General features: G+C 65.3%; 10 protein-coding genes. 1 reads left to right on the top strand and 9 read right to left on the bottom strand.

What is annotated here, in order from left to right:
- Positions 1 to 10 precede the first annotated feature (10 nt).
- The 4 genes from ACW6W5_RS13030 to ACW6W5_RS13015 form a co-directional block, all read right to left on the bottom strand.
- On the bottom strand, positions 11 to 1540 hold the full coding sequence (locus ACW6W5_RS13030) for a tryptophan halogenase family protein (RefSeq protein ID WP_152153179.1): 1530 nt from the start codon (positions 1538 to 1540) through the stop codon (positions 11 to 13).
- Positions 1541 to 1553: 13 nt separating this feature from the next.
- The gene (locus tag ACW6W5_RS13025) at positions 1554 to 2555 is read right to left on the bottom strand and encodes a cupin-like domain-containing protein (RefSeq protein WP_152153177.1); all 1002 of its coding nucleotides are present in this window, start codon (positions 2553 to 2555) and stop codon (positions 1554 to 1556) included.
- 21 nt (positions 2556 to 2576) lie between these two features.
- On the bottom strand, positions 2577 to 3335 hold the full coding sequence (locus ACW6W5_RS13020) for a SapC family protein (RefSeq protein WP_152153175.1): 759 nt from the start codon (positions 3333 to 3335) through the stop codon (positions 2577 to 2579).
- A 68-nt stretch (positions 3336 to 3403) separates the two neighbouring features.
- Entirely contained in the window at positions 3404 to 6535 is a 3132-nt protein-coding gene (locus ACW6W5_RS13015) for a TonB-dependent receptor (RefSeq protein WP_152153173.1), read from the bottom strand.
- A 325-nt stretch (positions 6536 to 6860) separates the two neighbouring features.
- Here ACW6W5_RS13015 and ACW6W5_RS13010 point away from each other — a divergent pair, with 325 nt between their 5' ends.
- Positions 6861 to 7922 (top strand): LacI family DNA-binding transcriptional regulator, encoded by a 1062-nt coding sequence (locus ACW6W5_RS13010; RefSeq protein WP_428999838.1) that lies wholly within the window; start codon positions 6861 to 6863, stop codon positions 7920 to 7922.
- 12 nt (positions 7923 to 7934) lie between these two features.
- On the opposite strand, the gene ACW6W5_RS13005 is transcribed toward ACW6W5_RS13010, so the two are convergent.
- From ACW6W5_RS13005 to ACW6W5_RS12985, 5 genes are all read right to left on the bottom strand, one after another.
- On the bottom strand, positions 7935 to 8459 hold the full coding sequence (locus ACW6W5_RS13005; protein ID WP_121036845.1) for a GNAT family N-acetyltransferase: 525 nt from the start codon (positions 8457 to 8459) through the stop codon (positions 7935 to 7937).
- A gap of 127 nt (positions 8460 to 8586) precedes the next feature.
- Positions 8587 to 9108: a DUF6622 family protein gene (locus tag ACW6W5_RS13000; RefSeq protein WP_121036846.1), complete on the bottom strand. Its 522-nt coding sequence runs from the start codon at positions 9106 to 9108 to the stop codon at positions 8587 to 8589.
- Between the two features lie 163 nt (positions 9109 to 9271).
- Entirely contained in the window at positions 9272 to 9739 is a 468-nt protein-coding gene (locus ACW6W5_RS12995) for a hypothetical protein (protein ID WP_121036847.1), read from the bottom strand.
- Positions 9740 to 9746: 7 nt separating this feature from the next.
- Positions 9747 to 11129, bottom strand: coding sequence for an aldehyde dehydrogenase family protein (locus tag ACW6W5_RS12990; protein WP_121036848.1), 1383 nt, complete (start codon positions 11127 to 11129; stop codon positions 9747 to 9749).
- Positions 11130 to 11162: 33 nt separating this feature from the next.
- Complete coding sequence (locus ACW6W5_RS12985; protein WP_152153169.1) at positions 11163 to 12818, bottom strand: acetolactate synthase large subunit; 1656 nt, start codon at positions 12816 to 12818, stop codon at positions 11163 to 11165.
- Between the last annotated feature and the right edge of the window lie 155 nt (positions 12819 to 12973).

Genomic DNA, 12973 nt, shown 5'->3' with positions numbered 1-12973 from the left:
TGCCTCTGTGCTATGCCAAGGCGGAGGCCCGTGGCCATACGTCCTGCGCCGCTCTGCAGTAGCGTTCGATGAATGCTGCCTGCGACGGCATCGTCGCGAGCGCCTGCTCCACCGGCTGGCGGATCCGCATCAACAGCGTGCGCAGGTCCGCGTCCCCGATGGCGGCTGCAAGCGGATGCACAGGTCCCGGCTGGATCCCCTGCCCCATCAGCACGCTCGTCCAGGAGTCGACCCGGAACAGCTCGCCGGGGTCCTGCCAGGCATGCGCACGTTCGCGCCAGGCACGCAGCCGGACCGCAAGCGATTCGGGCAGCTCCATCTCACGACAGGCCTTCCACATCGGCTCGTCGCGCTGGTTGGCGTGGTAGTGCAGGATGATGAAGTCGCGCACGTGCTCCATCTCCTGCCGGCTGACCTCGTTGTACAGGTCCACCAGTGCCGGGCTGATGCCGTCGGACGGGAACAGCTGGATCAGGCGTACCACCGCGGTGATGGTCAGGTGGATGCTGGTCGATTCCAGCGGCTCGATGAAACCACTGGCAAGCCCGAGTGCCACCACGTTCTTGTTCCAGGCCTTCAACCGCCTTCCGCTGCGGAACGGCACCAGCCAGGGGTCGCGCAGGGGCGGGCCGTCAACGTCGCGCAGCAGCTTGGCGTGCGCCTCGTCATCGGACATGTGGCGGCTGGAGAACACCAGCCCGCAGCCGACCCGGTGCTGAAGCGCGATATGCCACCGCCACCCGGCTTCGTGCGCGATGGCGCGGGTATACGGAACCGGCGGCCCGACCGACGCGGTCTGCACCGCAACGGCACGATCACTGGGCAACCATTCGTGCCAGTCCTCATAGCCGGTATGCAGGGTCTGCTCGGTCAACAGGCCGCGGAAGCCCGTGCAGTCGATGAACAGGTCGCCCTCGATGACCTGTCCGTCTTCCAGCACCAGCGATTGAACGGCGCCGTCGTGGGCATGTTGGCGGACCTCGCGGATCTTGCCTTCCACCCGTCGCAGCCCGTGGCCTTCGGCTTTGCGGCGCAGGAATTTCGCGTAGAGCCCGGCGTCGAAGTGATAGGCGTAGTTGACCTGGGGCTGGGTCTGCAGCGAGAACCGGTCTTGCCGCGAGGCCGCGCTTTCCAGGCAGAAATCGCCCAGGTCCGATGGCATCCCGCGGCGTAGGCTGTCCAGCCAGAAATGGTGGAACGGCGTGGCCCAGGTGCCCTGCCCGATCGTGCCGAACGGATGGATGAAACGCTCCCCGGGGCGACGCCAGTTCTCGAACGAGATCGAGAGCTTGAACGTGCCGGCGACGGCCTGCAGGAACTCCTGCTCATCGATCTGCAGAAAACGGTGGAACGTGCGGATGGGGGGCACGGTCGACTCGCCGACACCCACCGTACCGATCTGCTCGGACTCCACCAGGGTGATGTCCAGCTGGTCGCGGAACTGGTGCGCCAGCGCACAGCCGGCCAGCCAGCCAGCGGTGCCGCCACCGGCGATGACGATCTTGCGGATCCGTCCCTGCGTTGTGTTCGCCACGTTCAATGCGGTGCTCCCATCAGCGGTTGAGTCGAGCCAGCAGCTGCGCGCGCATGCGGCGCGCCTGCGTCTCGTCGAACGGTGCCAGCGCGCCCCGGGCGGCGTCGGGCAGGTGTTGCCCTGCACGCTCACCCGGTCCGAAGACGTAGTACTCGAAGATCGTTGCCCAGGCCTGCTTCTCGCGCGGGGGCAGATCGCGCACCGCCCACATCGCGTGATGGAGTGCCGGCAGCGGCGAGGACAGGAAGGCCGGCGAACTGCGCCACCAGTAGTTCACCAGCACATTGAACGGCGCGAGGCTGCGCACGTGGTGCCACCACAGGCTCGGAATGAAGATCGCATCACCCGGTTCCAGCACGGCGGTCTGTGCGCTTGCCAATGCATCACGGAACCGGGGGTGGCGCGCGAAGTCCGGGCGGTCGATATCCACCACGCTGACCACCTGCCCCCCCGGCGTGGGGTCCAGCGGGCCCGGGTACAGGTTGTCGATCTGCTCCGGCGGAAACAACGTGAACCGGCGCCGGCCCACGGCGCAGCACGCCAGGTTGTCGGGCGTGTCGAAATGGCAGGAGGCCGTCACGCGGTTGCCGATCCAGATGCTCGCTGAAGCGTCGATGCCCTGCCCGGCCAGGCCGGCATCGTTGTGCTGCGAGAAGCCCGGCAGTGCCCGTTCGATCAGCAGGGAGGCGACATAGTAGGTGGGCGGCCGCGGTGCCTCGAGGGTGGCTTCAATGTCGGCCAGCACCTGCGTCAACAATCCACGCCGGACCTCGACGTTCAACCGGGTGAAATCCTCGTTATAGAACGGGCGCCCCTCGATCTCCGGCCCGCCGAAGGAATACGGGACCGGCACACCTGCCTCGAAGCCGCGCAGATAGCCCAGTGCCGCCTGCGTGGAGCGCAATCCTGCCTGCACCATCGGCCAGTCGCGCGCGATGCCGCGCAGCACCACCGGCTCGCCGGCATCCACCAGCGCCTCAAGCGGAAGCGCGCCAGGCGCGAGGCCGTCCAGTGTCCGCATGGCAGTGCCGTCCAGCACCGGTCAGTTCCTGCCCGCCGCAGCGGCGGCATCCTGCAGACGCAGACGTTTCTGTTTCTCCGCGATCAGGCGACGCATGTTGTGCAGCGACGCCAGCATCAGGTAGGCACCTTCCAGGTAGCCGGTGCGATTGAGTTCGGCCAGCGCCGGACCGTCCAGCTGGGCAAGCCGGTCACGGTCGATGGCGTGCAGGCCGTTGACACCGACCCGATGCTCCTGGGCAACCTGCACGTCGAGCGTGATCGGTTGAATGAGGTCTTTCGCATCCAGCTCGGCAAACATCGCCGCCCCGAAGGCGTGTCCCTCGTGGATACCACGCAGCACGCCTGCGATGTGGTCCAGATAAGGTGTGTTGCCCCCCTGCGGCAGGAATACCGGCTCGCCCTGCATCGCCGTCACGCGCGGGTGATCCAGATCCACGTGCAGCACCGCTTCCTGGGTGAGCGTGCCATCGATCTGGTTCTCCTGGAAGCCGATCAGGAACGGCCCCTTGGCCGCCGCCCCGGGCAGGTAGGACGCATTCCATCGGCCGTCCTGCAGGTAAAGATTCTCGTGCTGCTCGAACCCGAGCAGGACCACGGCCTGCCACTGGCCCGCGGCGGCGTCCTTGCGAAGGAAAATGGGATATTCCCGCTGCAGTTCGGCGAACTCGCTCGGGTAGGCCGGCACCATGCCGACCGCATCGCCGAACGCGGGCCCGAAATCGGTGGCCACGCGCAGATCGCGGTGGGCGATGTTGTTGAGCATTTCGTAACGCGGCATGGTGTTCTTCCCACCCCATCAGGACCCTTGAACGGGTGCCGCTGCCAGGGCAGCGGCACCCCCACACGTCAGAACCTGTAACGAACGCCGAGCATGTAACGCGGGCTCTGGTCAGCCAGCTTCACGATCATCTGCGAGGTGCGCGAGCGCCAACGGACGTCCTCACCGGTCAGGTTGATCGCTTCCAGGCCGAACGACCAGTGATCGTCCAGCGTGTAGTTCACGCTGAGATCCCACTGTTCGTACGCCTCCACGTAGTACGGATTCCGGCTGGCCCCCTGGTTGGCCAGAATCAGATACTGGTCACGCCAGTTCCACGCCAAGCGGACCGACCAACCGTATTTTTCGTACATTAGCACGGCGTTTGCGGTGTCACTGAGGCCGGTCAAGGCGAACTGGTCGATGGCCGGGTCGCCCCCGTTGTTGTAGCCGACATCGCCGTTCACGAGGGTGTAGTTGGCGAGGACGCCAAAGCCGGTATCGCCGAAGAAGTACTGGCCACCCAGCTCCCAGCCATGCAGCTTGGCCTGGTTCTGGTTGATGGGTCGGTTGACGTTGAACGCATAGAGCGGGTCATCACCCTCCCCGTACAGATCGTAGGCCGCTTCGGTGGCCAGCACCTGCGCGTCGGTTCCGTTATAGGCGCCCAGGCCGGCCGGGTTGTTGCGCAACAGGGCCAGCGCGGTGAACAGGGCCGTATCGTTGGCCGAGCAGGCCGCCGCATTGGCCGCACCGACCTGGGTGATGCAGGCGCCGCTGTTGAGGAAGGCCAACGCGGCCTGCGCATCCGGACCGGCGGTGGGATCCCTCAGCCCATACAGATTCTCCTGCACGATCGTGTTGCCGATGAAGTTGTTGACGGACTTGTTCCAGTAGGTCAACGACACGTAGCTCGCATCGGCGAAGTACCACTCCAGTGCCAGGTCGAGGTTGTCGGACTCCAGCGGCTTCAGCTGCGGGTTCTGTGCGGTGCCGCTGGCCCGCGAAGACGGATCGATCAGCACCGAGCCAAACGGCTGCTGTGCGGTCGGGCCTGCATAGAGGTTGCCGATCGGCGCGCGCGCGATGCTCTTGCCGAACGAGACACGCCCCTTCAGGTTGTCCATGAGGTCGATGCTGAAATCGAGGTTGGGCAGGATGTAGCTGTAACTGTTCTTCTCGGTGAACGGCTGTTGCTCATCGGACAGCACCACGCGGAAGTCGTTGTTGGACTGCCACTCGATGGCCTCCGGGATGGCGATGACCGACGTGGACACCACATCGGTGGTTTCATAGCGCACGCCCAGGCGGGTATTGGTGCGCAGGCCGCCCAGCTCGCCATCCAGCTCGACCTGGAAATAGGCCGATTTCGTCTTCTCCTCCACCAGGTTGTCGGCGGCCCGCTGCGGGCTCACGCCAAGGCTGGCGCCATAGTTGTCCGCCGCCCATTGCGCGAGGCGGCCCGCATCGCCGCGCCAGGCGGTGAAGCTGTTGGCATTGAAGTCGTTGAACAACCCGACGATGTTGACCGGCTGCAGCAGGTCCATCAGCCCATTGGCCACATCCCCGTCGACGTTGGCCACGCCCCAGTCGCCCAGCGTGCTGTAATTCTCCGCGGCCTGGATGCGGTGGGTGGTCTGCTTGCTCGAGTCCACGCCAAACTGGAAGCGCCCCTTGTCGAAGCTCCACTCACCGTCGATGCGCCCCTGCTTGATCTCGCTGACCTGGGTCTGCGAATTGATGCGCAGCACCTGCGAGCCGATCTCGCCCGGCACGAAGCCCGGGTTGACCACGCCATTGGCTTTGGCGAGGGCATCGGCCGTGCTCGGGTACCAGACCTGGGTGCCCACCGGCAAGCCGTTGTTGAAGTTCATTTCCTGCACCCACGACCCACCGCAATGCGGCCCGGTGGTGCAGTTGTTGGTGCCGGCGATGCTGCTGAAGATGGAGCCGCCCCCGGTGAGCGGATCGTTCGGCCGGCTTTCGTTCTTGGAATCGTGCGCGTCGAAGGTCAGCTTGAACCGGTCGGTGACGTTCCAGAGGGCGTTGAAACCGAGCGATCCCAGCTTGTACTTCTGCATGCTGCGCTGCTGCTCAAGCCCGAAATCCTTGGTGCCCGCGATTTCACGGATATAGACCGGCGTCGCGACCGCACCGCTGGTGTCGAACGTGACATCGGTGTAGTTGCTGTTCTGCAACCACATGCCCTGTTCGCCACGATTCTCGGTGATCTCGTTGGTCGAATAGGTGTAGTCCAGGGTCAGGGTCACCGCGTCGGTCGGCGCGAACTGCAGCACCGCCTGACCATTGATGCGCTCACGCTCGAACTCGGAGAACGCATAGCGAAGGTCGTTCGGGCGACCGTACAGTGCGCCCACCGCCGGGGCATTGACCACGGTCGGGTTGCCGGGCATCGTGCCCGTCCACGGCTGGATGTTCCAGTAGTTGTTGGTGGCCTGCACCGAGCCACCCTTGCGCTTCTGGTAGCTCGCACTCACGCCGACGCCGAAGGTCTTTTCCGGGTTGCTGTAGCTGAAAATGCCGGACAGTTCGGGCGTCAGGTCGTTGTCGAACGGCTGGCTCTGGTCGGAGACGACCTTCGCACCGGCGCTGGCGACGGTGCCGTCATGATCGAACGGGCGTCCGGTCAGGATGTTGATGGTGGCGCCGATCCCACCGCTGGGGACATTGGCCTGGCTGGTCTTGTAGACCTCGATGCCATTGATGGATTCGGCGGCCAGCTGGGCGAAGTTGAAGGCACGGGTACCTCCGTCCACGCCGCCGATGGCGACCTGCCCGGACGCGCCGAACGCATCCGCGCCCGGCATCTGCCGCCCGTTGAGCGTGACCATGTTGAACTGCGGGCCAAAGCCACGCGCGGTGACCTGTGCACCTTCACCATCACGACGTTCGATGGAGATGCCGGTGATGCGTTGCAGCGATTCGGCCAGGTTGGTATCCGGGAACTTGCCGATATCCTCGGCACTGATGGCATCCACCACGCCGGCCGAGTCGCGTTTGATGTCCATCGCCTGGCTGAGGCTGTTGCGGATGCCGGTGACCTGCACGGTGTCCAGCTGGGTCGGGCTGGGCTGGGCCTGCGGCTGGGCGACGGTCGCGGGCGTTGGCGCGTCCTGTGCAAATGCAGGATTGATGACCAGGACGCCACCGACAAACGTGAACATGGCCCTGGAGGTGAACTTCGCCAGCGTGCGGCTCATGAACGAGCCCCCCGGCCTTGGGTACGACGGAACGTAGAAGCGCTCATGACTCTCCCCTCTGACATAACGATCGAATGGATGTACCGCCCCTCCTGGGGGCACGTACGGGCGATGCCCGTCTTCCACACCGAACATCGCAGCGCGCTGTGCGCTTGCTGCGACTCACACTCGCTTTCAGGCTTGCCAGAACAGCCGCGTGGTAAAGGGGGGGTACCCGTTGGCCCTTACCCCGGCCAAGTGGTAGCGCTACCATCACGTCACGGCCGCAGACTAATCATCCGGGGTCGCGCTTGTCATCATGCAGCGCAGCAAAGGAGCGCGTGTCCTGAAAAACAGCCAGAAAGTCGTGCGTCGGAAAGCCAGCGCCATCACCATCGACGACGTCGCAGCGCACGCCGGCGTGTCCGCCATGACGGTGTCGCGCGTCATCAACGGCCATGCGGGCGTGCGTGAAGGCAACCGCGAGCGCGTCATGCGCAGCGTGCTGGCACTGGACTACCGCCCCAACCTTGCGGCGAGCGCACTGGCCGCGGCGCAGCACACCTGCATCGCACTGATCTATACCAACCCCAGCTCCAGCTACCTGCGCGAACTGCTGGTGGGCGCACTGCGCGGCTCCACCCGGGCAGCGGCACAGCTGGTGATCGCCACCTGGGATGAACTGGGCACCCAGCAACGTCGCGAGGCAGCACGGCAATTGTCCAACAGCGTGGCGGGCGTGATTCTTCCGCCGCCGCTGTGCGAATCACAGGACATCGTCGACACCTTCGTGACCGCCGGCATTCCCGTCGTCGCCATCGCATCCAGCCAGTTCAGCGACAGGCTCTCGTGCGTGCGCATTGATGATCGCCAGGCAAGCCACGACATGGTGTCGCATCTGATCGCTTACGGGCATGCCCGCATTGGCTACATCACCGGCGATCCGAATCAGACCGCCAGCGCGCACCGCTGGCAGGGCTACCGGGACGCCTTGGCTGACGCCGGCATCGGCTACGACGACACCCTCGTCCAGCCGGGGTATTTCACCTACCGCTCCGGGCTGGAGGCGGCCGAACGGTTGTTGACGCTGCCCCAGCCGCCCAGCGCGATCTTCGCCAGCAACGATGACATGGCGTCGGCCGTGGTTTCCGTAGCGCATCGCCGCGGGTTGGAGGTGCCAGGGGATCTTTCGGTGGTGGGTTTCGACGACACCTCCGCGGCGACGATGGTGTGGCCGGAACTGACCACCCTCCATCAGCCGGTGGCCGAGATGGCGGACACCGCCGTCGATATCCTGCTGCGCGCGATCCGGCATCCCGCGTCCTCGGCGCGCGCGACCGTGGACCATGTGCTGCCCCACCAGCTGGTCACACGGGCGTCTGTCTCGAGGCCTTTGCTGGCCCTTTAGCCAGCGGCTGCCTCACAAGCGGCGGCCAAGCACCTGGCCCGGCCAACCTTCCATGTTGAAGGTCGACAGCCGCTCGTATCCGCACGATTCGTAAAAACGCACCAGGTCGCCACTGCCCCCGGCATAGCAATCCACGCGCACGGAAGCGACACCCGCGGCACGTGCCTGCTCGTCGGCGAACGCCATCAGCCGGCGGCCGATACCGCGCACGCGCGGATCGCGCGAAGCAATCAGCACGCGCACGTAGAGCTCTGGCTCGACCGCCGCGGGCACGTAAGGCATGGCGTCCCCCAACGCCAGGAACGCACGCACCTCGCCCTGTGAGGTTTCAGCCACCCACGCACCCGGCAGCGCGCAGGCGTCGGTCATCTGGGTGATACGGCGCGGAATCGATGACCACGCTTGGCTACCCCACTGCTGCGGGTTGCCGATGGCCACGAACCAGGCAATCACCTCATCGAACAAGCGCAGTACAGCGGGCGCATCGGCCACACTGGCGCGACGCATCGCCAGCGCTTCTTTTGCCGCATCAGTCACGCATACCTCTCCTGCCTGGTGGCGATATGCCACGTCCAGAAGCAGTGTGCCGCCATCGGGGGCAGACACCAAGCCTCTCGCCAGATCGACGTCGGCATCACAGAGCCGGGACATACCCCAGGTGGCCTCAGCCCGCCGCTTCCAGCGCCGAGGGCGGCGTGGCAAGCCGCGAGGCACGCAGGTATCGCAGGTACTTCCCGATGAAGACGCCGGTGAATCCGCCCGACAGCAACAGATAGGCGGCGCGGAAGCCGACATCGAAGGTGAGCGAAGGGGAAACGGAGAGTGCGACCTCGAAGCCGTACTTCACCACAAACGTGAGCAGCAGCAGCGGCAGCAGGCTGTAGTCCGCACGCCGCCACAACCTCCCCGTGGACATGTTGACGGTGAGCGTTGCCCGTCGCAGCAGCATCCACCCAAGGCCCATGCCCGCACCGATGCCGACCAGCCATTCCGCCCACGCCTCCCAGGAACTACCGAAGCGGTGGCCCAGCGACCAGACTCCCCAAGCGGTGAAGAGGACCGGCACGATCGCCAGCTTCGTGAGCGAGGTTTCACCGGGTTTCATGGCGCTGACGCCACGGGTGACCAGAAAGACCAGAAGCGCCCAGACCCACACAGGGGTACTCGAGATGAGGCTCAGCAGCATGTTCACAGGACGTCCTTGATGTGGGTGGGTGCCGGCGATGCAACGCCGCGCGGGAATGGGTCCATTCTCGCTTTGCACCGACCCATCACAAGTGACAGGTGTCAGGGATCAGGAATTACCCCCCCTCACTCTCCTGGCGACGAGCCAGGGTGCGTGTAAAGGGTCAGGTCCGCTGCAACGCATAGTTGGCCACCATCCTGTCCAGAAGGTCCAGTTCGTCGGGGGGAACTTGCGAGGCGGTATCACACACAATCGATGAGGCCAGATAGTACTCGGTGTCATTGCGGAGGCGGCCACGCCGCAGGATCGCCTTGTAGTGACGAGAGCGGCCCTGCCAGAGCTGACTCATCGTCGGTGCGCCGGCCCGGGCCAGAGAGGCATCGGCTGCAGCGATCTCCTGAGGCGAGAAATCCTCGAAGTCCTCCAGGATGTCATTGACCGCTTGCTTCAGGCCTGGCAGCACACGTGAAACACCCAGCTGGCGCTCGTAGGCCGCCAGGACATTGATGGGATTGTGCGGGTGCTCGAGCCCCAACACCCGATGCGGCGTGAGATGTGTCTCCCAGTGAACAAAGAAGCGCTTGAGTTGGTCGTACTCACGCTGCTTTTCTGCCGATACCGACCTGGCCATAACGGGTTCAACTCCTCCGCATCAGAATCATCTTTTCCTGCGACATGTCCCGCATCGTGTACGGAATCCCGCCCGTGCCATAACCCGATTCGCGGCGGCCGGCGAAAGGCATCCAGTCCGTGCGGAATGCAGTCGGATCATTGATCATCACGGCCGAGGCATCCAAGCGGTTGGCAGCGCGCATGGCGATATCGATATCCTGCGCAAACACGCTGGCCTGGAAGGCGGTGGGCAAGGCGTTGGCGCGAGCAATCGCCTCGTCGAGGTCCGCGAAGCGATACACCGCCACCACCGGCCCGAACACTTCCAGCGTGGTTACCCGAGCGTCGCTGGCTGGATCGAGCAATACGGTGGGCTGCAACATCGTCTCGGAGAGGCGCTTGCCGCCTGTGGCACGCTGCGCACCGCCGCTCACCGCTTCGTCAATCCACTCGGCCACGCGGTCGGCCTCGCGCGGCTGGATCAGCGGGCCCACCTCGGTGTCCTTCAGGGTCGGGTCGCCGGTACGCAGCCGTTCAACCCGGGCGACGAGGGCCTGGGTGAAGTCGTCGGCAATGGTGTTGTGGACGAAGATGCGCTGGGTGGAAACGCACACCTGGCCGGCATGGTAGTAGCCGCCCTTGACGATCGGCTCGATGATCCTGGCCAGGTCAGCGCTGCGATCGACGAGGGCGGGCGCAGCCCCGCCATGTTCCAGCGCCGAACGTGCGCCATGTGCCAGCTTGGCGTGCAGCGACCACCCTACCCTCGCCGAACCGATGAAGCTCAGGAAGGCAATGCGTTTGTCGGTCGCCAGCGCCTCGGCCAGGTCGTTGCCGTCCGGGAGGAAACTCTGGCACCACGGTTCGGGCAGCCCGGCCTCATGCACCATTGCCACGAATTCCAGGCAGGACAGCGGCGTTGCCGAGGCGGGCTTGATGATGACCGGACAACCCACCGCGATGGCCGGCGCGACCTGATGGACGATCAGGTTGAGCGGGTGATTGAACGCCGAGATGGCCGCCACGATGCCGATGGGCTCCCGGGTCGTGAACGCCCAGCGGCCCTCGGACGCTGCCGAAAGACCCATCGGGATTTCGCGGCCGGCAAAGTTGCGCAGCTCGTCGGCCGCGTTGTGGACGCCATCAATCGCACGTGCGGTCTCGATGATCGCATCCGGGAGCGGTTTGCCGCCCTCGCGTGCAATCTGCAGGGCGAGGTGATCGCGCTTGGCGTCCATCAGGGCGGCAAGCCTGCGCAGGATGGCGATGCGCTGGTGCGGGGCGAGCCAGCCGTCGCGGTCCTTGAAGACGCTCTCGGCAGCACTGAGCTTGCGCTCCAGCGCGGCGGCGGTATCCAGCCCGATCTCTGCGATGGGGGCGCGGTCAAAGGCCTGTACGACGGTCAGCATCTTGAGCTCCTTGCGGAAGGGGCAGCCGGGGGGTCACGCGCAGCCCACGTCCGGCGTGCGGTTGCGCAGCTCATCCACCAGCACGCGGGTATTTTCGGCATAGTCGATCGGCACATCCAGCACGTGGACACCGCCACCAGCGAAAGCAGCCTCGATCATCGGCACCAGGTCGTCGACCGCGGTCACCCGGCTCCCCTTCGCGCCATACGCCTCGGCATACTTCACGAAATCCGGATTGCCAAAGCGCATGCCGAAATCCTCGAAACCATCCACCGCCTGCTTCCAGCGGATCATGCCGTAGGCACTATCGTTGAGGATCACCACGACGAGGTTGAGGCCCAGCCGCACGGCGGTTTCCATTTCCTGCGAATTCATCATGAAGCCACCGTCACCGCACACGGCCATGACGCGCCGCTGGGGGTACAGCATGGCCGCCATCATCGCCGATGGCAGGCCCGCGCCCATCGTGGCCAGTGCGTTGTCGAGCAGCAGCGTGTTGGCGACGTGCGTTCGGTAATTGCGGGCGAACCAGATCTTGTACATGCCGTTGTCGAGGCAGACGATCCCGTCGTCCGGCATGGACTGGCGCACGTCATGCACGACCCGTTGCGGCGTGACCGGGAAGCGGTCTTCCTCGGCACGGTCATTGAGGCGGGCCAGGATCTTCTGGCGCAGCTCGATCATGCCTTCGTCGGACGCCAAGCGGCCTTCCAGCCGCCCGGCCAGGGCATCCACCGAGGCACCGATGTCGCCCAGAACCTCGATATCGGGGTGGTACACCTGCTCCACCGTGGCGGACTGGAAGCTGATATGGATGACCTTGGGCCCGCCGCCGCTCTTCATCAGGAAGGGCGGCTTTTCGACCGTGTCATGGCCGATGGCGATGATCAGATCGGCGCGGGCAACCGCTTCGTGGACATAGTCGCCCTCGGAGAGCGCGGCCGTTCCCATGTACAGGTTGGAGCCGCCGGTGACGGCGCCCTTGCCCATCTGCGTGTTGAAGAACGGCAGGCGGGTCCGTGCGACGAACGCGGAAAGCGCCTCGGCGAGCCACGGGCGGCTTCCCGCCGCACCGATCATCACCAGCGGCCGTTTGGCCGCCAGGATGGCCGCCTCTGCGCGGTCGAGCGCGGCAGACGGTGCGATCGGACGCTCCAGCGGATGGGCCGGGATGACGGGAATATCTTCGACCTCCTCGCCGGCGACATCTTCCGGGAGCTCCAGATGCACTGGCCCGGGGCGCTCTTCCATGGCCACGCGGAAGGCATCGCGCACCGTGGCCGGAATCGCGGCCGGGCTGACGATCTGACGCGTCATTTTCGTGAGCGGCTTCATCGAGGCCACGATATCCACGATCTGGAACCGTGCCTGCTTGGCGCTCATCACCGGCTTCTGCCCCGTGATGAGAATCATCGGCCACGCGCCGAGGTGGGCATAGGCGGCGCCGGTGGAGAAATTCAGCGCGCCCGGGCCGAGCGTGGCCAGACAGACCCCGGGCCTGCCGGTGAGCCGGCCGTGGGTGGCGGCCATGAACGCGGCCGCCTGCTCGTGGCGGGTAAGCACCAGCTCGATGTGCGAGGTCCGGAGCGACTCGAGGAAGTCCAGATTCTCCTCGCCCGGGACACCAAAGATGCGGTCGACGCCTTCGTTCTCCAGCGCCTTGACCAGTAGATCCGAGCCCTTCTGCATTGCTTCGATCCTTGCGGTGAAGTCACGATCACTATACCCGGGCCGATGTCAGCGCTACGTCGCCTGTCTGCGGGATGCTGTGCCCCGCGGGTGCCGGTAGTTTTACTGCCCTCATCCCGCATGTATTGCGGTTGAGCGCGTAAAGCGCTGTGGCC

It is taken from the genome of Stenotrophomonas sp. IS26 (assembly GCF_054188265.1).
The sequence above is the reverse complement of the archived record's forward strand: the minus strand, read 5'-3'. Positions and strand labels throughout refer to the sequence as shown.